The organism is Dactylosporangium cerinum (assembly GCF_042653625.1).
GTDB lineage: Bacteria > Actinomycetota > Actinomycetes > Mycobacteriales > Micromonosporaceae > Dactylosporangium > Dactylosporangium cerinum.
In genome coordinates this window covers 71,239-90,984 of the sequence record NZ_JBHSIU010000004.1, presented here as the reverse complement: position 1 = coordinate 90,984, position 19,746 = coordinate 71,239, and the positions used below count along the sequence as shown (strand labels likewise).

Here is a 19,746-nt window from a genome sequence, read left to right as displayed (position 1 = left end):
TGATCAGGCCGGATATTTCAGGATACGTAGGTAGGTACAACCTGGTTAGTTCTGATATTGAACTAACCCCGCCTGGCGGCGTAGGGTGCTAACCGTCCGCCAACGAACACCCCGCTAAGAGGTAACTTCATGAACGATTACCAGCCCAGCCGCGCCGACAAGTTCTCGTTCGGGCTGTGGACCGTCGGCTGGCAGGCCCAGGACGTCTTCGGTGGCCCGACCCGCGCCCCGCTCGACTCCGTCGAGGCCGTCCACCGCCTGTCCGACCTCGGCGCGGCCGCCGTCACGTTCCACGACGACGACCTGTTCCCGTTCGGCAGCGACGACGCGACCCGCGACCACCTGATCTCCCGCTTCAAGGACGCGCTCAAGGCGACCGGCGTGCGCGTCGAGATGGTCACCACCAACCTCTTCAGCCACCCGATCTTCAAGGACGGCGGGTTCACCTCCAACGACCGGGCGGTCCGCCGCTTCGCGATCAAGAAGGTGCTGCGCAACATCGACCTGGCCGCCGAGCTCGGCGCCGAGACCTACGTGCTGTGGGGCGGCCGTGAGGGCGCCGAGTCCGGCGGGGCCAAGGACGTGGCGGCCGCGCTCGACCGGTACCGCGAAGGGCTCAACCTCCTCTGCGCGTACGTGCGCGACCAGGGCTACGACATCCGCTTCGCGCTCGAGCCGAAGCCGAACGAGCCCCGCGGCGACATCCTGCTGCCGACGATCGGCCACGCCCTCGCCCTCATCTCGACCCTCGACGAGCCCGACCGGGTCGGCCTCAACCCCGAGGTCGGGCACGAGGAGATGGCCGGGCTGAACTTCGCCCACGGCATCGCCCAGGCGCTCTGGCACGGCAAGCTGTTCCACATCGACCTCAACGGTCAGCACGGGCCGCGCTTCGACCAGGACCTGCGCTTCGGCGCCGGTAACCTGCGCGGCGCGTTCTGGACCGTCGACGTGCTCGAGACCGGCGGGTACACCGGCTACCGCCACTTCGACTACAAGCCGCCGCGGACCGAGGACTACGACGGCGTGTGGGAGACCGCGCGGGCGTGCATGCGCAACTACCTGATCCTCAAGGAGCGGGTCGCGTCGTTCCGTGCGGACCCGGAGGTCGCCGCGGCGCTCGAGGCGGCGCGGGTCAACGAGCTGTACGAGCCGACCCTCGCCGAGGGCGAGACGATCGACTCGCTGCGCGCCGAGGAGTTCGACGTCGAGAAGCTCGCCGCCCGCGGTGGCGCGTTCGAGTACCTCGACCAGCTGGCGATGGAGCACCTGCTGGGCGTCCGTTCGTGACCAGGCGCCTCGTCGCGGGTGTCGACACGTCGACCCAGTCGACGAAGGTGCTCGTGTGCGACGCCGACACCGGTGAGGTCGTGCGGGAAGGTCGCGCCGGACACCCCGACGCGACCTCGGTCGACCCGGCCCACTGGTGGCGGGCGTTCGGTGAGGCGACCGGTGATACCCGGGGTGGCGGCGGGATCCTCGACGGTGTCGCGGCCATCGGTGTCGGCGGGCAGCAGCACGGCATGGTGCTGCTCGACGAGGCCGGCGACGTCGTCCGCGACGCGCTGCTGTGGAACGACACCCGCTCCGCCGGCGCCGCCACCGACCTCATCGCCGAACTGCCCGGCGGCGCCGAGGCCTGGGCCGCCGCGACCGGGCTTGTGCCGGTGGCCAGCTTCACCGTGACGAAACTGCGGTGGGTCGCCGAGCACGAACCGGACAATGCCGCCCGCGCTGCGAGCGTCATGCTGCCGCACGACTGGATCACGCACCTGCTGCGCGCCGACCGTGCCGATGCGGCCGGCGCATCCTCGGGCGGCCCGACCACCGACCGTGGTGACGCGTCCGGGACGGGGTACTGGTCGCCGGCGTCAGGCTCGTACCAGCCGCAGCTGTTGCGGTTGGCGTTCGGGCGGGACCTGGCGGTGCCGCGGGTCGCAGGTCCGGCCGAGGTGGTGGGTGAGACCGTCGCCGGTGCCCTTCTTGCGCCGGGCACCGGCGACAACATGGCCGCTGCCCTCGGTCTGGGCCTGCGGGCCGGCGACGTCGTGGTGTCGCTCGGCACCTCGGGCACCGTCTTCGGCGTGTCGGAACGGCCGGTCACGGATCCCAGCGGCACCGTCGCCGGGTTCGCCGACGCGACCGGCCGGCACCTGCCGCTCGTCGCGACCCTCAACGCGGCGCGGGTCCTGTCGACCGTCGCCGCGCTGCTCGGCGTCGACCTGTCCACATTGGACGAGCTGGCGCGGTCGGCGGCGCCGGGGGCGGGCGGGTTGACGCTGCTGCCGTACCTCGACGGGGAACGCACCCCGAACCTGCCCGACGCCCGCGGCCTGCTCAACGGCATCACCCGCGGCAACGCCACCCCGGCGAACCTGGCCCGGGCGGCGGTTGAGGGCATGCTGTGCGGGCTCGCCGACGGCATCGACGCGGTCCGGGGCCTGGGCGTGCCGGTGGAGCGGGTCCTGCTCATCGGTGGTGCCGCCGCCTCCGCCGCGGTACGCGAGGTCGCACCGACCCTCTTCGGGGTGCCGGTCAGCGTGCCGGACCCGGGCGAGTACGTCGCGCTGGGCGCCGCCCGGCAGGCGGCATGGGTGCTCGACGGCGGCGCGGAACCGCCGGCGTGGCAGGTGCCCGGGACCGCCCCGGCGGCGCAGACCTTGACGCCGTCGATCGGCGAGACCCGCAAGGTGTACGCCGACGTGCGCGACCGGGCGCAGGCGCTGCTGCGGTAGCGGATCGGGATTCGAGGTGGACTGCCCACGGGCGTTGGTGAGGCGCCCGGTGCGGTGGCCGGGCCGGGATGTTGTTGGGGCGTCCCGGCCCGGACCCTGATCCGGTCCGGTGTGGAACTGCTGCTTGCCGATGCGGTCGGCCGGCCGGTGGCTCGTCCGCCTGCGCTCGAGGCGGACCGGCCCGGTGCGGCCCGGTGCGGCCCGGTGCGACCCGGTGCGACTCGACCCGGCGGCCCGGTGTGGCTCGGCGCGGTGTTGCCCGGCCGGTGTTCTGACGGGTCAGCGCTGTATCTGGGGTTCCGGTGCCGGGCCGTCCGCCCGACGGCCCGACACCGGACTCCCGCGCGCCGGTCCCGCTCCCTCGTGCGGTGCCGGCGCTGGATCACGCTTGCAGAACAGACTCTGGGCCCGTCGTGTTGCGCCGGACGGTTCCGGGACGGGAGTGCGTGGGTTGCCGGGGCAGGCCGGATGACATCATGTCCGCCGGTCGGCGGGCACCCGGCGGGCACTCGGCGGACACGAAAGAAGGGCCGCCCCGCATGGGGGAGACCCTTCTCACGATCGCTACCGGCGGGCCTGCGCGACGGCTCAGTCGAGCCAGTCGCCGGTGACGCGGCGGACGCTGGCCGCGCCGCCGCGGTCGATCGCGGCCTTCACGACGGCGAAGATCGCGCCTTGGAGGGCGGCGGCGGCGAGGACCTCGCCCCAGCCGTACTCCTGCGACGTCGCCTGCGGCGCCTCTTCCTCACCGGAGAGCCGCTTCCAGATCTGCTTGAACACGATCCCGGCCGCGACGCCACCGGCCACGCTGAACGCGATGCTGAACGGCTTGTACAGGATCTTGTTCACTCGGGTCCCTTCCGGTATCCGACCAGCGCCGCGAGGATCAGCAGCCCCGAGGCCACCACCCACGGTGCCGGACGCTCCCGGACCGACTGCACCATCCGCTGCAGCGTGTGCTGCATCGCCTGGCGCGGGTTGGTCCGCAGCTCCCGGCCGGCGTACGCGGCGTTCACCGCGACCTGCTCCACGCCCTCCCGCATCCGCAGCTTCGCCGCCGTCACCGAGGTGGAGACGGCATCCTGCGCGCGGGCCTTCACGTCCGCCTTGGCCGCGAGGGCCTCGACGGTCTCGCCCAACCCGGCCCGCGTCCGCGCGATCTCCTGGCGGAGTGCCTCAGGGTCGGTGGGGGCGGCGTGGCCGTTGTGGCTGTTCTTCGAGCCGGTCGCCGTCATCGGTGCCCCCGGTCCTTCACGGAGTGGGTGATCGTGTCGATGTCGGCCCTGACGCTGGCGACCGCGTTCTGCGGCACCGGCGGCACGGCCTTGCTGACCTGTGACTTGCCGAGCAGTGCCAGGATCCCGGCGATCGCCAGCAGGACCACGCCGACCAGCAGCGCCGACAACCACGCCGGCATGACCGCTGCGAGGGCGATGATGACCGCGGCGAGCAGGGCACCCACGCCGTAGAACGCGACGACGCCGGCGCCGCCGAACATGCCGACGCCCAGCCCGGCCCGCTTGCCCTTCTGGGCCAGCTCGACCTGGGCAAGCTTCAGCTCGTCGCGCACCAGGGTCGAGACCTGCTCTGCGGCCAGCTTGACCAGCTCCGCGGTGGAGCGGTGGCCGTTGGCCGAGGCGGCAGTGCCCGCAACCGCAGTGTCCGCAACCGCAGGGGGCTGCATGCGCGGCGCGGTGGCCGGCCGGTCGTTCACGGTGTACGTCATGGCTTCTCCTCTCGCCCGCAGGTACCTGTTTCCCCGTGAACGCCGGGGTTAACCCATGTCACGCCACTGGTGCGGACACCTCAGGAGCGGGCGTCGCGGCTGTGTTCGTGCCGGCTGGGTCTGTGCTGACTGGGTCTGAGCTGGCTGTGCCTGTGCCGGCTCCGTGGGCGGCGGGTTCGTCGCGGGCGCGTTTCGGCAGGAGGAACGACAGGGTGGCGGCGAGGGCGAGCAGGCCGAGTTCCAGCCACAGCACGTGCCGCAGGCCCGCGTCGAAGGCGCGCTCCAGCCGGCGTGGCTCGGCCCAGGCGAAGAACGCGGTGCCGAGCGCGGCGACACCGATCGCGCCGCCGACCTGCTGGGCGGCGGTCAACGTGCCGGACGCCGAGCCGACCTCGTGCTCGTCGACCGAGGCCAGGACGATGTCGAAGTACGGCGCCATCGAGCAGCCCATGCCGATGCCGAGCACCAGCAGCGACGCCAGCAGGGCGACGTACGGGGCGCCGGACGAGATGGGACCGCCGGCGACCGTGAGGGTGACGAGCAGGGCGACGACGCCCGCGGCGAGCACGGCGGTGCCGCCGACGAGGAGGAGCCGGCCGCCGAACCTGGCGCTCAGCATGTGCCCGGCGACCGCGCCGACGGCGGTGCCGAACGCCCACGGCGACTGGGTGAGGCCGGCCCGCAGCGGGGAGAAACCGAGGCCGAGCTGCAGGTAGACGCTCAGGATCAGGGTCAGGCCCATCAGTCCCGCGAAGAAGATCAGGCCGACGAGCAGACCTGCGGTGAACCGCTGCTTCGCGAGAAGGCTGGGTTCGATGAGCGGGCTCCGGCCCGTGCGGTGCAGGCGCTGCTGGTATCGCTGAAACAACCAGAACGCGGGGACGGACAGGGCCATCATGGTCCATGCCCACCAGGGCCAGCCGAGCTCGCGGCCCTGGACGAGCGGGAAGACGAGCAGCAGCAGGGACGCGCTGAGCAGGACCGTGCCGGTGAGATCGAGCGTGGGACGGTCAGTGCCGGCCTGAGCAGTGCTGCCCTGAGCAGTGCTGCCGGGTGTGGGCCGGGGCAGCACCAGCCAGGCGCCGATCAGGGCGGCGACCCCGACGGGCAGGTTGATCAGGAAGATCATCCGCCAGCCGGTGCCGAAGAGGTCGGCGTCGACGAGGACGCCGGCGAGGATCGGGCCGCAGACGGCGGACAGGCCCATTACGGGGCCGAACGCGCCGAAGGCGGCACCGAGCTTCTCCGGCGGGAACGCGGCCTTGATCAGGCCGAGGCCCTGTGGGATGAGGACCGCGCCGGCCAGACCCTGCAGGATCCGGAACACGACGAGCGAGACCGGGCCGGGCGCGACGGCGCACAGCAGCGACATGAGGGTGAACCCGGCGGCGCCGATGAGGAACATCCGGCGGCGGCCGAAGATGTCGCCGAGCCGGCCGCCGGTGACCAGGCCGACGGCGAAGGCGAGGGTGTATCCGGCGGCGAGCCACTGCAGGAACGCGGTGCCACTTCCTGGACCGGAGCCGCCTGAACCAGTGATGCCGGCGTCGGCGGGCCCGATCAGGTCGGCTCGGATCGAGGGGCCGGCGATGGCGATGATCGTGGCGTCGAGGAGGTCCATGACCTCGGCGGCGAGGACCACGGCGAGGACGGCCCACCGCCATCGGTGCGGGTCGGGGGGCCTGGTGCCAACGTGGTCGTGTGTGATGGGTGTGGCGTGGTTCGAACGCTGTTCGTTAGTCACGAACACTGTTCTACTTTCGAACACTGTTCGTGTCAAGTAGGATTGGCGGGTGCCAGCCCGAGCTGTTTCCGAGCCCAGCCAGGTCAGCGCTGCGTCCGAGGCAGGGCTGCCGGAGCCGCCGTGGCGGACCCGGCGGAAGGCGCCGGTCGCCCGGCAGCCGCTGAGCGCCGAGGCCGTGATCGAAACCGCGCTGCGGCTCGTCGACCGGGACGGACTCGACGCGCTGAGCATGCGGCGGGTGGCGCAGGAGCTCGGAACCGGGGCGGCGTCGCTGTACGCGTACTTCGCGAACAAGGACGAACTCCTCGAACAGCTCCTCGACCGGATCATCGGCGAGATCCCGCTGCCGGTCGTTTCCCTGGATCCGGCGCAGGACTGGACGACGGTGGTCAAGCGCAGCTGCTGGGAGAGCCGCGCGGTGTTCCTCGCCCACCGGGACCTCGTCAAGGTCGCCAGGGCCAGCATTCCGGTGGGACCCAATTCGCTGCGGTACATCGAAGCGATGCTCGCGGTGCTCCGCGGCGCCGGCATCCCCGACCGGATCGCGGCGTGGGGAATGGACCAGATGTCGCTGGTGATCGTGGCCGACGCCGTCGAGTCCGCGATCCACGCCAGCCGCGGACGGCAGACGGAGGCCGACGCCGAGCCCTACCTGGCGCAGGTCCGCGAGTACTTCGGGGCGCTGCCCGCCGACCGGTTCCCGAACCTGGTGGCGATGGCGCCGGCGATGACGGAGGGCAGCGGCGACGAGCGGTTCGCGTTCGCGATCGACCTGATGGTGGACGGGCTCGCACGTTACGTCGGTGAGACGGGTGCCACCGGCGGTAGGGCCGCCGGAGCGGTTGTGCTTGAGTCGGGGGTGGCTGTGTCCGGCACGGCTGTGTCCGGTGCTGCTGTGTCCGGTGCTGCTGTGTCTGATGCGACTGCTGTGTCTGATGTGGCTGTGTCTGATGCTGCCGTGTCTGGCGCTGCTGTGTCTGAGGCTGCTGTGTCTGGCGCGGCTGCGTCGGTGGTTGCTGGGTCTGTTGCGGACGGGGACGGGGTATGACGGCGATCGTGGGGTTGGTGCACACCGGCACCGTGTACATCGGTGGGGACAGCGCCGGGGCATCCGGCTGGAGCCTCACCGTGCGGGCCGACAGCAAGGTGTTCCACAACAACGGCTACCTCTTCGGGTTCACGACGTCGTTCCGGATGGGGCAGCTCATCCGGTACGCGCTGAAACCCCCGAAGCCCGTCGGTGACATCGAACGGTTCATGGCGACCAGGTTCATCGACTCGGTCCGTGAGGCGTTGAAGGCCGGCGGCTGGGCGCGCCGGGACAGCGAACGCGAGGAGGGTGGCACGTTCCTCGTCGGGGTGAAGGGTCGGTTGTTCACCGTCCACGACGACTACCAGGTCGCCGAGGCGGCTGATGGGTACGCGGCGGTCGGCGTCGGCGACGAGATCGCGCTCGGGGCGCTGTTCGCGACGGCGGGGTCGAGGATGGCACCGCAGCGGCGGGTCGAGGTGGCGCTGCGGGCGGCGGAGCGGTTCAGCGCGGGGGTGCGGGGGCCGTTCGTCTGCCTGTCCCAGCCGCCGAGCGCGCTGCCGTCCTGAACTGTCCCGCCTTCGCGCGAGTCGCTGTGCTGAACTGAGCTGCCTGGAGCCGCCTTGCGCTGAGTTGTGCCGCCCTGTGCTGTTCTGGGCTGCGCTGTGCTGTTCTGGGCTGCGCTGTGCTGTCTCGGCCCGGGCTGCGATGAATTGCCCTGGATTGCCGTGAGCTGTGCGCGCTGCCGTTTTGAGCCGTTCGCGGTTCCGTTACGGTGGGCGCCATGACGTTCTCGATCGTCGGGCGTTCCGCTGACGGGCTGTCCCTCGGCGTCGCCGTGGCCAGCAAGTTCCTCGCGGTCGGGGCCGCCGTGCCGGCGGCCGAGGCCGATGTCGGGGCGATCGCGACGCAGTCGCATGCGAACCTTGCGTACCGGGTGCAGGGCCTGGCGATGCTGCGCACCGGCACGACCGCCGCGGACACGGTCGCCGGGCTCACCGCCGCCGACCCGGGACGCGCGACCCGGCAGCTCGGCGTCGTCGGGCGGGAGGGCGCCGGGGCCACGTTCACGGGCGACGAGTGCTTCGCGTGGGCCGGCGGCGTCGCCGGCGACGGGTACGCGATCCAGGGCAACATCCTCACCGGCGCCGACGTCGTGCACGACATGGAGGCCGCCTGGCTCGCCGGCGCCGAGCCGCCGGGTGGCACGTCCCTCGCGCGGCGCCTGCACGCCGCCCTCGCCGCGGGGGACCGGGCCGGTGGGGACAGCCGCGGGCGGCAGAGTGCCGCGTTGTTCGTGGTGCGCCGCGCCGCCGGGTACGGCGGGCTCAGCGACGTCGAGGTCGACCTGCGCGTCGACGATGACCCGGACCCGGTGACCCGGCTCGGCGCGCTGGTGGAGCTGTGGGAGCTGTACTTCCAGAAGCCCGACCCGGCGACGCTCCTGCCGCTGACCGGCGTCCTCGCCGACGAGGTTGCGCGGCGGCTGGAGTCCGTCGGGTTCGCCGACCTGGCGGGGTGGGCGGGCGTGGAGAACCTGGAGGAGCGCCTCGTCGAGGGCGCGGTCGACCCGCTCGTCCTGGCCCAGCTGCGCGCGGCCACCCCGGACATCGCCGCGAACTGACGCCGTGAATCAGCCACGGTCGTGATTCAGTGCGGTCGTGATCCGGCCGCGGTCGGGGATTGGCCGCGGTCGGGGTCTGCCCCGGTCGGGAATGCAGCGCGGTCGGACGTCCGGTGCGGTCGGGCACCTGTTTGCGGTCTGGGTCAGCCGCGGTCCTGGACGGAACGGCGGAGGGCGTCGACGACCGCCACGATCGAGGCGCGTTCCGCGGCGCTCCGGCGGACGGCGGCGGTGATGCGGCGGCGCATCGGATCGACGATCGGTCGCGCCGCCACCCGGTACCGGCGGTCGACGGCCAGCTCGGGCAGCAGGGTCACCGACAGACCGGCTTCCACGTGGGCCAGCAAGGGACCGTAGGACGCGAAGAAGCCGGCGACCTCAGGTTCGAAGCCGGCTCGCCGGCAGGCGGTTGTCACCAGGTCGAACGTCCAGGTGCCGGGCAATTCCGCGCTCCACGGGCGGGCGGCGAAGTCCGTCAGGTCGGCGGGGGTCAGGTCGGCGGGTGTCCGGCCCTGCGGGTGCTCCTCATCCGGCGGGGGCTGCGCTGTGACGAGCATGATCTCGTCGGTGGCGAGCGGGGTGTGGACGACGTCGGGCGGGTTCGGCGCCGAACCGTCCACAGTGCCGCCAGCTGTGCGGTCAGCTGCGCCGCCGGTTGAGCCGGTGCTGAGCTCGGCGGTCACCACGACGTCGCACTCGCCGCGCTGCAGGGCTGCCACGCTGTCGGCCGGGTCCAGCTCCCACACGGTGACCCGCAGCCGCGGATGGTCCCGGGTCAGGTCCCGCACCGAGTCCAGGACGAACGTGTTGAGCGCGCTGGTGAACGCACCCAGACGCACCCCGCCGACCAGTCCGCCATCTGTGGCGTCGTACGCGGCGAGCTCCTCGTGGGCGGCGTCCATCTGGTCGAGGATCACCCGCGCGTGCCGGACCAGAGCCGTGCCGGCGGGCGTGAGCCGCAGCCGGCGGCCGGCACGTTCGAACAGCTGGGCCGAGGCCTCACGTTCGAGGACGGACAGCTGTTCGGACACGTTGGACGGGCTCAGCCGGGCCGACTCGGCGACGGCCCGGACGGTACCCAGGCTCTCCAGCAGCGTGAGCAGCCGAAGCCGCCATGGATCCAGCATGTGGTGCACTCCCTGCGATGTCCTGTGCGGTTGTACCGAACAGTACGTGCGGGATGATGCGCTGGAACCTGACAACGGCCTCGCCTACCGTCGATCGCATGGCTGACGAACGCGCTGCTGACGGCACGGCTGACAACGAGTTCTGGCGGGACGTTCGGCGGCACGTGGTGCGGTACGGAGGGGCGTTCACGCCCGAGATCATCGACCGGGCCGAGGGAAGCTACGTGTACACCGAGGACGGCCGACGGATCCTGGACTTCACGTCCGGGCAGATGAGCGCGATCCTCGGCCACGCGCACCCGGCGATCGTCGACACCGTGCGGCGGCAGGTCGGAACCCTCGACCACCTGTTCAGCGGGATGCTGTCCCGGCCGGTCGTCGAGCTGAGCCGCCGCCTCGCCGCCTCGCTCGACAAGGCGGCGGCCGGCGTTGAGGCCGGTGCTCACGGCGCTGCTGCTGTTGGTGGCCCTGTCGGTGCTCCTGATGGTGGCGGGCCGCTGACGAAGGTGTTGCTGCTGACCACCGGGGCGGAGTCCAACGAGGCCGCGGTCCGGATGGCGAAACTGGTCACCGGCGGGCACGAGATCGTGTCGTTCGCCGGGTCGTGGCACGGGATGACGCAGGCCGCCGCGGCGGCGACGTACAGCGCCGGGCGGAAGGGGTACGGGCCGAACGTGCCAGGAAACATCGCGATCCCGACGCCGAACGCGTACCGGCCGGACTTCACCACCGCCGACGGGAGCCATGACTGGCGGCGGCAGCTCGACCTTGCCTTCGACCTCGTCGACGCGCAGTCCGTCGGCAGCCTCGCAGCCTGCCTGGTCGAGCCGATCCTCAGCTCCGGCGGGGTCATCGAGCCGCCGGTCGGCTACTTCGCCGCGCTGCTGCGCAAGTGCCGCGAACGGGGCATGCTGCTGATCCTCGACGAGGCGCAGACCGGGCTGTGCCGGACCGGGACCTGGTACGCGTTCCAACGCGACGGCGTCGTCCCCGACATCCTCACCCTGTCCAAGACGCTCGGCGCCGGGCTGCCACTGGCGGCCGTCGTCACCAGCGCCGAGATCGAGGAACGGGCGCACGAACGCGGCTACCTGTTCTACACCACGCACGTCTCCGACCCGCTCGTCGCCGCGGTCGGCAACACCGTGCTCGACGTGCTCGAACGCGACCAGCTCGACGTGCGGGCCGGGGTGCTCGGCGGGCGCCTGCGGGAAGGGCTGCTGGAGATCCAGCGCCGCCATCCGGTCGTCGGGGACGTCCGGGGGAGGGGCCTGCTGCAGGGGATCGAGCTGCGGGACCAGGACGCCGGTGCCGGATCGGCCGGCGCGGACCGGATCGGGGCGGCGGTGACCCGGCGGTGCCTGGAGCTCGGGCTGCACGTCAACGTGGTGCAGCTGCCGGGGATGGGCGGGACGTTCCGGATCGCGCCGCCGTTGACCAGCACGGACGAGGAGATCGGACGAGGGCTGGAGATGCTGGACCAGGCGATCGGCGACGTCAGCCCGGGCTGATCCGAGGGCTGCTGCCGGTCGAAGAGAGCCTGCTGTCCGTCGGGGGCTGCTGCCGGTCGAGGAGCCTGCTGTCCGTGGAGGGTTGCTGTCAGTCGAGGCCGGAGCGGACGGCGTACAGAGCGGCCTGGGTGCGGTCCTGCACGCCGAGCTTCATCAGGATCGCGCTCACGTGGGTCTTCACCGTCTTCTCCGCCAGGCCGAGCCCGCGGGCGATCTCGCGGTTCGACCGGCCGCGGGCGACCTCGGCGAGGACCTCCCGCTCCCGCGCGGTCAGGTGCGCGGACTCCGGCGGGGGGCCGCTGTCGGCCAGCAATCGCGCGACGTCGGGATGCAGCAGCACGTGCCCGGCGTGCACGGCGCGGATCGCGGCGGCGAGGGCCGGTGGGTCGATGTCCTTGTAGACGTATCCGGCGGCGCCGGCCCGTATCGCCGGAAGGACCGCTGACGGGTCGGTGAAGCTGGTGATGACGAGCACCTTCGCGGCGCTCGGCCGGTGGAGGGCGTGCAGCGCCTCGACGCCGTCGCCGCCGGGCATCTTGAGGTCCAGGAGGATCACGTCCGGGGACGTGGCGTCCGCGGCCGCGACGCAGGATGCGCTGTCGTGGGCCTCGCCGACGACCACGATGTCGTCCTGCAGGTCGAGGAAGGTGCGCAGGCCTTGCCGTACCACGGGATGGTCGTCGACCACGAGCACCCTGATCGGGGTGGCGGGTGGGTCGGTGGGTGGGGCAGTGGGTGGGTCAGCAGCCACCGGGGACCTCCATGGTGACAGTGGTGCCGGCGCCCGGCTTCGACGACACCGTCAGCCGGCCACCGACGCTCCGGGCGCGTTCCCGCATGGACGCGAGTCCCAACCTGCGCTGGGCGGTCTTGAGGGGGCGGGCGGTGTCGAAGCCGGTGCCGTCGTCGGTGATGCTCAGGGTGAAGCCGCGACCCGAGTGCCGGAGGTGGATGTCCACGTGGCGGGGGTCGCCGTGCCGGAGGGCGTTGTGCAAGGCTTCCTGGGCGACCCGGTACGCCGCCTCCTGACGCTCCTCGGACAGCTTCGGCACCTGGTCGCCGGTGAACCGGATACGGGCGGCGTGGACGCGGTCGAGCAGCTCAGCCTGCCGCTGCAACGCCGTGGCCAGGCCGTCGCCGGCCAGGTCCGCGGGGCGCAGGCCGACCACGATGGACTTGAGCTCGGCGGTCGCGTCGGCGGCCAACCGGCGCACCGTGTCCAGCTCGGCCACCGCCCGTTGCGGGTCGCGGGTCACCAGGGCGGCGGCCGCCTCGGCGGTGAGCCGGAGACTGAAGAGCTTCTGGGTGACCGCGTCGTGCAGCTCCCGCGCGATCCGCTGCCGTTCCTCCACGATGGACAGTTCGCGGCTGCGTTCGTACAGGCGGGCGTTGACGATCGCGATGGCGGCGTGGGCGGCGAGCAGGCGCAGCAGCTCCTCGTCGGCGGCGTCGAACCCGCCGCGAACTGTCGATCCTGGCGGCGTTGATCGTGGAGGCGTCGATCGTGGAGCAGCGGCCGGTGACGTCGGTGACGCCGGTTGGCGGCGTTTGTTGGCGAGGAAGATCTCGCCGAGGATCTCGTCGCCGTCGATGATCGGCATGCCCAGGAAGTCGACCATCTCCGGATGGGCGGCCGGCCAGCCCTCGAACCGGGGATGGCTGCGGATGTCGGCCGAGCGGACCGGATTGGGGTCGCGGAGCATCGCGCCGAGCAGGCCGTGCTGGCGGGGGAGCGGGCCGATCGCCCGCCACTGCGCGTCGGAGAGACCGTCGGCCAGGAACTCACGGAAGGAGCCGTTGCCGTCCGGGATGCCGAGCGCCGCGTACTCCGCGTCCAGAAGCCGCCGGGCGGCCGCGACGATCGTCTGGAGGACCTCGCGAACCGACAGGTGCGCCGTGACGGCCAGGACAGCCGTGCTGACCTCGCGCAGTTCGTCGCGGTCACAGGCGGCCATGCTCCGACAGTACCGACGCGGAGGCCTTTTGCACTTCCGCTCCTGGACCTAGGACCAAAGACCTGGGCGGTCACCCGTCTGCGGCCCGATGGCGGCGCAGGTGGCGCTGCATAGCGTCGGAGCCATGCCAACTGCCATCATCACCGGCGCCTCCCGTGGACTTGGGCGGGCGCTCACGTCGGCCCTGGCGACGGCCGGCTGGACCGTCGTCGTCGACGGCCGGACCCTGACCGCCGCACCGGCCGAGCCCGGCGTGATCCCGGTGCCGGGCGACGTCACCGACCCGGACCACCGGGTCGCGCTCGTCGAGGCGGCACTCGCCACCGGCCGGCTGGACCTGCTCGTCAACAACGCCGGCATCCTCGGGCCCAGCCCGCAGCCGCCGCTCGCCGACTATCCACTCGCGACACTCCGCGACGTGTTCGAGGTCAACGTCGTCGCCCCGCTCGCGTTGACACAGCTCGCGTTGCCGGCGCTGCGCAAGCACGACGGGGCCGTCGTCACCATCACGTCCGACGCGGCGGTCGAGGCGTACGCCGGTTGGGGCGGCTACGGCGCGGCGAAGGCGGCTGCCGAACAGGCCAGTCACGTGCTCGCGGTCGAGGAGCCGGACCTGCGGGTGTGGTGGGTCGACCCGGGCGATCTGCGCACCCAGATGCATGCCGAGGCTTTTCCCGGCGAGGACATCAGTGACCGGCCGCTGCCGGAGACGGTGACGCCGGCGTTCCTCGACCTGGTCACCGCACGACCGGCGTCGGGGCGGGTGCGGCTGTGACGGCGCTGGACCTCGCGATGGACCACATCGGCCGGTCACCGTCCGACCCGCTGTCAGCTGAGTCGGTGCCTGAGGCGCTGCCTGAGGCGCTGGATGGTGGGCGGCTGGATGGTGGGGGGCTTGGTGCTGGGGGGCTCGGTGTTGGGCGGCTGGATTTCGTGTTGCCGCCGGAGTTGGAGGCGCACGAGCCGCCCGAGGCGCGAGGAACCGCCCGTGACGGTGTGCGACTGCTCGTCGGGCAGGGAGCCACCGTCACCCACCACCGCTTCACCGACCTGCCGGACCTGTTGCGCGCCGGCGACCTGCTGGTCGTCAACACGTCCGGCACGCTGCCCGCGTCCGTGCCGGTCGTCGGTACGTCGCTGCGGGTCCACTTCTCGACCCGGCTCGCCGACGGGCGCTGGCTCGTCGAGACACGCGGCGCCGATCTCACCCCCCACCCCGGCCAGCCCGGGACGCTGCAGCTGCCCGGCGGCGGCACCGTCACGCTCGAGGAGCCGTACTCGCGGGGCAGGCTGTGGTACGCCTCGGTCCGCACCGGCACTCCTGTTCTCGACTTCCTGCACCGGTACGGGCAGCCGATCCGCTACCGGTACGTGCGACGGCGGTGGCCGCTCGAGGCGTACCAGACGGTGTTCGCGACGCAGCCAGGCAGTGCCGAGATGCCGAGCGCGGCGCGACCGTTCACCGACCGCGTCATGACCCGCCTGGTGTCGGCGGGCGTGCAGATCGCGCCGCTGGTGCTGCACACCGGGGTGGCGTCGGCCGAGGCGCACGAGCGCCCGTACCCGGAGTGGTTCCGGGTGCCGTCAAGCACCGCGCGGCTGGTCAACGATGTCCGGGCGGCCGGTGGCAGGGTCGTCGCGGTCGGGACGACGGCGGTCCGCGCACTGGAGACGGTTGCCGGGGCCGACGGCCGGGTCGTCGCCGGTGAAGGCTGGACCGACCTGATCGTGACGCCGGACCGCGGGGTCCGGGCGATCGACGGGCTGCTCACCGGTCTGCACGAGCCGAAGGCGTCCCACCTGGACCTGCTCGCTGCGGTCGTCGACCGGGAGTTGCTCGCCCGGTGCTATGCCGAGGCGGTCCGCGACGGGTACCTCTGGCACGAATTCGGAGATGTGAACCTGTTGTTGCGGTGAGTGATGGACGGGGGTTTGTGTCGGGGGGTGGGGTTAGGTTCGGGGGGTGGGTGCGACACCGGAACCCCGGACCCGCCACCGGAATGACGGTGCATGCGGGCTAGGGTCGCGGGATGACGACGCGGTGGTCGGGCTCGTCGGCCGGTGACGTCACCGCCGCACTGGAGGCGTTCGCCCGCAGGATCGGGGTGTTCGACCCGGGTAGTGGCTCCATCGGTGGTGTTGATGGTGGCGTCGACGGTGGTGCTGACGGTGTCGAGGTGCGGGTCGACGGTGGCGCCGCGGTGTGGCTCTCGCCGGGGGTGGCGCGTGCGTTCGTGGAGGCGCTGCTGGCGTATCAGGATCCGAGGGACCGAGGATCCTGCGACCACTGCGGCGGGCCGAGGCTCGACGACAACTTCATGTGCGCGGACTGCGGCCAGCCGAGCGGACTGTTCGGGCAGTTGCTCCGGGAACGCGCGGCCAGGTACGAGGGTCCCGCCGGCGAGGTCGGTGGCGGTCCGGGCGGGTGACGCCGGCCTGGATCGGGGTCGCGCGGTCGTGCAGGGCGCGCGGTCGGTGCTTGCGGTCTGTGTCAGCACTCGGGTGCAGCCCGGTTCGGCGAACCGGACGGCGAGGTCAGCCAACCTGTTTCGAAGACGATGATCATGTGGGCGAGCGGCCCGAACGCGGCCGGGCAGCGCGACGGCGGACGTCGTGAACCTCTTGGCCGACATCGCATGGGCCGCCTGGTTGACGTTGTGTGGGCGCCTGGTCGACCTTGCGCGGGCCGGCCTGGTCGATGTCGATCAGGCCGCATGGTCAACGCAGCGGCCGGAAGCTGATTCGGTGCTCGCCCCGGCGGGTCGTTCAGCCTGAACTGTGCATGTCGTTCGTCGTGTCCGGTAAGGCGGCCGGGGCAGGGGCCTGATGCGCGTGCAGTGGCGACCGATCACCCACCAGCCACAGGTGGCCGAACGGGTCGAGGAAGCCACCCTGACGGTGAACGCCCCACGGTGCTTCATGGTCGCGGACCTCATCGACGCTGCCGTCAGCACCCGCGGCCACGGCGCGTGCGATGAAGGCGTCCGGGTCGTCGACGAACACCTCGACCCGTACCGTCCTCGTGCGGGCAGAGGCCGGCGTGTCCCAACCGTTGTTCTCCGGCTCACCGAGGAAGAACGGAGCCCCACCGACGGTCAACCCGACGACCCCGCCGAGGTTCCACAGTTCGGTGGCCCCGATCGCCCGCGCGTACCACCGGGCGGCCTCAGTGGCATCAGGCACGGCGAGCATCAGCGAGATCACGGGACCGTGCGGTTGGGGGATCATCGTCGACCTCCTAGTTTTACTACGGTGGTTTGTTATGTATGGCGCGTTGTCGTCGATAGTGGCTGTCGCGGGCTTGGGCCTGCCGTCGGCGGCGATAGTGGGACCAGGCGAGCCGGAAGGCTTGCGGGGCAACGGTTGTGGCTATGTGTACCAGGAGACGGCGGATCTCTGCTGGGCTGAGGCGGACCAGGTCGTGGCTGCTTTTGGGTCGGTGGCGGCGGTGACGGCGAGGTAGGCGTAGGCGAGCATGGACAGGGTGATGTGCCGGTACCAGGCGTCGTAGCGGCGGACCTGGTAGTGGTCCAGGCCGGTTTCGCCTTTGGCGTGTTTGAAGCATTCCTCGATGGCCCAGCGGGCGCCGGCCACGCGCACGAGGGCGTCGATGGTGGTGCCGTCGGGACCGGAGCACAGGTAGAACGCCAGGTCGTCGGGATCGGTGATGGAACGACGGGCGAGGAGCCACCGGGACTTGTCGTGCCGGTCGTCGTGGCCGCGCAACGCGGCCATCGCCCAGTCGTGCAGCCGCTGCCCTTTCGACCCCGTACCGGCCGAGAGGCGCTTCCACGCCTGCTGTGGAGCTCCGGCGACGAGGGTGTCGGCGCGGACGGTGCCGGCACCGGTGTGCACACTCTGACGGCGCGGAATCGCGACCACGTAACCGATGCCGCGATCGGCGAGGAACCGGCGGAACTTGGAGTCGTGTCCGTACGCCTCGTCCGCGGTCACCCATCCGGCCGGGACGCCGGCATCCAACGCCCGGGCCAGCATCCGGGTGGCGAGGACCTGCTTCGTAGCGAACTCATACCCCGCCGGAACGCGGGCGTCGTACATCCGTGCCGGGTCGTCGGTCCACGACTTGGGCAGGTACAACTCCCGGTCGATCAGCGCTCGACCCGCGGTGGTGGCATACGCGCAGAACACCGCCAGCTGGCAGTTCTCCACCCGACCGGCCGTCCCCGAATACTGCCGTTGCACACCAGCGGACCGCCTGCCCTGCTTGACGAAACCGGTCTCGTCAACGATCAGCACCCCACCCGGATCACCGAGCCGCTCCACCACATAGCCACGCAAATCATCACGGACACCGTCCGGGTCCCAGCACGCCTTGTTCAGCAACCGCTGCATCCGGTCCGGTGTGCCATCCCCGGCAGCCTCCGCCAACTGCCACCCGTTCTTGCGCTCCACCGGCGCCAGCAACCCGGTCAGATACGCCCGCGCCTGACGCCGCGGCTCCACCCGCCCGAACCGGCCCGCCACCCGCCCGAACACCTCGTCAAGCCCAGCCACCCACGCATCAACATCCGCACTGACCACAATGGACACAGACGAGAGTCTATGATCTCAAACCACCGTTGTAAAACTAGGTTCTGTCCTGCCGATCATGGGTCGGTGTAGTCGATGATCTGTCGGTGGTTCGTCGTGGTGAGTTGACCGATGCGGCCTGGGCTGTGATCGCGCCGCTCTTGCCTGAGGCTGGTGTCCGGTCGGGGCGATGGCGTGATCACCGGCAGGTGATCGACGGGATTTTGTGGAAACTGCGTACCGGTGCGCCGTGGCGGGATGTGCCGGAGCGGTATGGACCGTGGAAGACGTGTCATGAGCGGTTGCGGCGGTGGACCGCTGACGGGACCTGGGACCGGATTTTGGCCGCTGCGCAGGTGCATGACGACGGCCAGCCGGTGCAGTGGGTGGTCAGTGTGGACTCCTCGATCGTGCGGGCGCATCAGCATTCGGCTGGCGCCCGGAAAAAGGGGGATCCACCGGTGTCGGGCGCGGCGGCGGGCCGCCGGTTGGTGCGCAGGACGGTGAGGCGATCGGCCGGTCCCGGGGCGGGCTGAGCACGAAGATCCACCTGGCGGTCGATGGGCGGGGCAGGCCGTTGTCGATCCTGCTCACCGAGGGTCAGGCCGGCGACAATCCGCAGTTGCTGGCGTTGCTGGATCACATCGCGGTCAACGCGCCCGGTCCGGGTGCGCCACGCAAACGGCCGGATGTGCTGATCGCGGACAAGGGCTACGCCCACGACTCCACGCGTCGGGTGCTACGTCGCCGTGGCATCCGTCATGTCATTCCGGAACGCAGTGACCAGATCGCCCGCCGGGCAGCCAAGGGCAGTCGCGGCGGGCGGGCACCGAGCTTCGACAAGGTCCTCTACCGGCAGCGCAACGTGGTGGAACGTTGCTTCAACCGGTTCAAGCATTGGCGCGATCTGGCCACCCGCTACGCCAAACGCGCCGCGATCTATCACGCCAGCCTGGTCCTGATCGCTGCCATCATGTGGCTCCCATGATCGGCAGGACAGAACCTAGGCGTTTCGGCTCCAATACCCCGGTGCCCGTGGTCGAGTCTGTCACCTGGACGTGGCCGCCCGGAGCGGTCACCGCCGTGGCTGAGCGTCTTCGGCGCGGACCACCCCGTCCGGGCCGCCCGTGCCCGCCGCGTCGACGGTGCGTCCCCTGCTCTCCCTGCTCTTCGGGTGATCCGTGGCTTGCCGGAGCGCCGCGAACTCTTCGGCGAGCCGGTCGAGCGTGAAGTGGGCGTTGAGACCGCTCGGGTTCGGCAGGATCCACAACCGCGCACCACCGAACTCCTGCTCCTGCGGACCCACCTGCACCCGTTGCGTGCCGAACGCCGTTCGGAACGCGGTTACCCCGAGCACCGCCAGCCAGGCAGGCGCGAACCGCTCCACCTTCGCCCGGAGGATCACCCCGCCGGCAGTCAGTTCGTCACGGGTCAGTTCGTCGGCCCGTGCGGTGGCCCGGGCGGCCAGGTTGGTGATGCCCAGCCCGTACCCGATCAGCAGGTCCTGCTCGTCCGGGCGCAACTGTCGCGGGGTGAACCCGCTGCGGTGCAACGCTGGCCAGAACCGGTTGCCGGGGCGGGCGAAGTGATGTCCGGTCGCCGCGGACCACAGCCCGGGGTTGATCCCGCAGAGCAGGACGTCGAGACCGGGCGCGATGACGTCCGCGAGCAACTTGTCCACGGCGGCGGCCAGGTCCGCACGGCTCGGCCGGGCATCCCGGTTCAATGTCGACGCCATGCGGACAAGGATGCCAGGAGGGGCTT

The 19,746-nt window shown here is 71.4% G+C and carries 20 protein-coding genes; 10 read left to right on the top strand and 10 right to left on the bottom strand.

What is annotated here, in order from left to right; translation table 11 throughout:
• The first annotated feature begins 129 nt into the window (after nucleotides 1-129).
• A complete protein-coding gene (gene xylA / locus ACFPIJ_RS01320; protein WP_380112662.1) occupies nucleotides 130-1,290 on the top strand; it encodes a xylose isomerase in 1,161 nt (386 codons plus the stop codon).
• On the top strand, nucleotides 1,287-2,735 hold the full coding sequence (xylB, locus tag ACFPIJ_RS01315; protein ID WP_380112661.1) for a xylulokinase: 1,449 nt from the start codon (nucleotides 1,287-1,289) through the stop codon (nucleotides 2,733-2,735). The genes xylA and xylB overlap by 4 nt, the downstream gene beginning before the upstream one ends.
• 588 nt (nucleotides 2,736-3,323) lie before the next feature.
• Here xylB and ACFPIJ_RS01310 read toward each other — a convergent pair.
• Genes ACFPIJ_RS01310 through ACFPIJ_RS01295 form a run of 4 tightly spaced genes read right to left on the bottom strand, consistent with a single transcriptional unit; the run spans nucleotide 3,324 to nucleotide 6,205 of the window.
• Nucleotides 3,324-3,584: a DUF4235 domain-containing protein gene (locus ACFPIJ_RS01310; RefSeq protein ID WP_380112660.1), complete on the bottom strand. Its 261-nt coding sequence runs from the start codon at nucleotides 3,582-3,584 to the stop codon at nucleotides 3,324-3,326.
• Nucleotides 3,581-3,970 (bottom strand): DUF3618 domain-containing protein, encoded by a 390-nt coding sequence (locus tag ACFPIJ_RS01305; protein WP_380112659.1) that lies wholly within the window; start codon nucleotides 3,968-3,970, stop codon nucleotides 3,581-3,583. The genes ACFPIJ_RS01310 and ACFPIJ_RS01305 overlap by 4 nt, the downstream gene beginning before the upstream one ends.
• On the bottom strand, nucleotides 3,967-4,461 hold the full coding sequence (locus ACFPIJ_RS01300) for a phage holin family protein (protein WP_380112658.1): 495 nt from the start codon (nucleotides 4,459-4,461) through the stop codon (nucleotides 3,967-3,969). Before ACFPIJ_RS01300 ends, ACFPIJ_RS01305 begins: the two co-directional genes overlap by 4 nt.
• A gap of 58 nt (nucleotides 4,462-4,519) precedes the next feature.
• On the bottom strand, nucleotides 4,520-6,205 hold the full coding sequence (locus ACFPIJ_RS01295) for an MFS transporter (RefSeq protein WP_380112657.1): 1,686 nt from the start codon (nucleotides 6,203-6,205) through the stop codon (nucleotides 4,520-4,522).
• Between the two features lie 49 nt (nucleotides 6,206-6,254).
• Between ACFPIJ_RS01295 and ACFPIJ_RS01290 the strand changes: the two genes are divergently transcribed.
• The 3 genes from ACFPIJ_RS01290 to ACFPIJ_RS01280 all read left to right on the top strand — a co-directional run bounded on the left by ACFPIJ_RS01290 (nucleotide 6,255) and on the right by ACFPIJ_RS01280 (nucleotide 8,859).
• A complete protein-coding gene (locus ACFPIJ_RS01290; protein ID WP_380112656.1) occupies nucleotides 6,255-7,253 on the top strand; it encodes a TetR/AcrR family transcriptional regulator in 999 nt (332 codons plus the stop codon).
• Nucleotides 7,250-7,804 carry a hypothetical protein gene (locus ACFPIJ_RS01285; protein ID WP_203850991.1) on the top strand — a complete coding sequence of 185 codons (555 nt, stop codon included), beginning with the start codon at nucleotides 7,250-7,252 and terminating at the stop codon, nucleotides 7,802-7,804. The genes ACFPIJ_RS01290 and ACFPIJ_RS01285 overlap by 4 nt, the downstream gene beginning before the upstream one ends.
• 215 nt (nucleotides 7,805-8,019) lie before the next feature.
• Nucleotides 8,020-8,859 carry a DUF1028 domain-containing protein gene (locus tag ACFPIJ_RS01280; RefSeq protein ID WP_380112655.1) on the top strand — a complete coding sequence of 280 codons (840 nt, stop codon included), beginning with the start codon at nucleotides 8,020-8,022 and terminating at the stop codon, nucleotides 8,857-8,859.
• Nucleotides 8,860-9,002: 143 nt separating this feature from the next.
• Here the strand turns inward: ACFPIJ_RS01280 and ACFPIJ_RS01275 are convergent, their stop codons facing one another.
• Nucleotides 9,003-9,986 carry a LysR family transcriptional regulator gene (locus tag ACFPIJ_RS01275; protein ID WP_380112654.1) on the bottom strand — a complete coding sequence of 328 codons (984 nt, stop codon included), beginning with the start codon at nucleotides 9,984-9,986 and terminating at the stop codon, nucleotides 9,003-9,005.
• Between the two features lie 98 nt (nucleotides 9,987-10,084).
• Between ACFPIJ_RS01275 and ACFPIJ_RS01270 the strand changes: the two genes are divergently transcribed.
• The gene (locus tag ACFPIJ_RS01270; RefSeq protein ID WP_380112653.1) at nucleotides 10,085-11,497 is read left to right on the top strand and encodes an aspartate aminotransferase family protein; all 1,413 of its coding nucleotides are present in this window, start codon (nucleotides 10,085-10,087) and stop codon (nucleotides 11,495-11,497) included.
• A gap of 88 nt (nucleotides 11,498-11,585) precedes the next feature.
• Here ACFPIJ_RS01270 and ACFPIJ_RS01265 read toward each other — a convergent pair whose 3' ends face one another.
• Nucleotides 11,586-12,248, bottom strand: a complete 663-nt coding sequence (locus ACFPIJ_RS01265; RefSeq protein ID WP_380112652.1) for a response regulator — start codon at nucleotides 12,246-12,248, stop codon at nucleotides 11,586-11,588.
• Nucleotides 12,238-13,452, bottom strand: a complete 1,215-nt coding sequence (locus ACFPIJ_RS01260) for a GAF domain-containing sensor histidine kinase (protein WP_380112651.1) — start codon at nucleotides 13,450-13,452, stop codon at nucleotides 12,238-12,240. The genes ACFPIJ_RS01265 and ACFPIJ_RS01260 overlap by 11 nt, the downstream gene beginning before the upstream one ends.
• Nucleotides 13,453-13,576: 124 nt before the next feature.
• Between ACFPIJ_RS01260 and ACFPIJ_RS01255 the strand changes: the two genes are divergently transcribed.
• From ACFPIJ_RS01255 to ACFPIJ_RS01245, 3 genes are all read left to right on the top strand, one after another.
• Complete coding sequence (locus tag ACFPIJ_RS01255) at nucleotides 13,577-14,227, top strand: SDR family oxidoreductase (RefSeq protein WP_380112650.1); 651 nt, start codon at nucleotides 13,577-13,579, stop codon at nucleotides 14,225-14,227.
• The gene (locus ACFPIJ_RS01250; protein ID WP_380112649.1) at nucleotides 14,224-15,369 is read left to right on the top strand and encodes an S-adenosylmethionine:tRNA ribosyltransferase-isomerase; all 1,146 of its coding nucleotides are present in this window, start codon (nucleotides 14,224-14,226) and stop codon (nucleotides 15,367-15,369) included. Before ACFPIJ_RS01255 ends, ACFPIJ_RS01250 begins: the two co-directional genes overlap by 4 nt.
• 113 nt (nucleotides 15,370-15,482) lie before the next feature.
• Nucleotides 15,483-15,881, top strand: coding sequence for a hypothetical protein (locus ACFPIJ_RS01245; RefSeq protein WP_380112648.1), 399 nt, complete (start codon nucleotides 15,483-15,485; stop codon nucleotides 15,879-15,881).
• Between the two features lie 337 nt (nucleotides 15,882-16,218).
• Here the strand turns inward: ACFPIJ_RS01245 and ACFPIJ_RS01240 are convergent, their stop codons facing one another.
• Together ACFPIJ_RS01240 and ACFPIJ_RS01235 are read right to left on the bottom strand one after the other, a co-directional pair.
• Entirely contained in the window at nucleotides 16,219-16,680 is a 462-nt protein-coding gene (locus ACFPIJ_RS01240; protein WP_380112647.1) for a VOC family protein, read from the bottom strand.
• Nucleotides 16,681-16,821: 141 nt separating this feature from the next.
• Nucleotides 16,822-17,994, bottom strand: a complete 1,173-nt coding sequence (locus ACFPIJ_RS01235; protein ID WP_460495030.1) for an IS701 family transposase — start codon at nucleotides 17,992-17,994, stop codon at nucleotides 16,822-16,824.
• Nucleotides 17,995-18,089: 95 nt separating this feature from the next.
• On the opposite strand from ACFPIJ_RS01235, the gene ACFPIJ_RS01230 reads away from it, so the two are divergent.
• A protein-coding gene (locus tag ACFPIJ_RS01230; RefSeq protein ID WP_380112646.1) for an IS5 family transposase occupies nucleotides 18,090-18,970 on the top strand; the annotation gives its coding sequence in 2 pieces (ribosomal slippage) (nucleotides 18,090-18,483 and nucleotides 18,483-18,970; 882 coding nt in all).
• Nucleotides 18,971-19,057: 87 nt separating this feature from the next.
• On the opposite strand, the gene mug is transcribed toward ACFPIJ_RS01230, so the two are convergent.
• Nucleotides 19,058-19,720, bottom strand: coding sequence for a G/U mismatch-specific DNA glycosylase (mug, locus tag ACFPIJ_RS01225; RefSeq protein WP_380112645.1), 663 nt, complete (start codon nucleotides 19,718-19,720; stop codon nucleotides 19,058-19,060).
• Nucleotides 19,721-19,746: the final 26 nt, after the last annotated feature.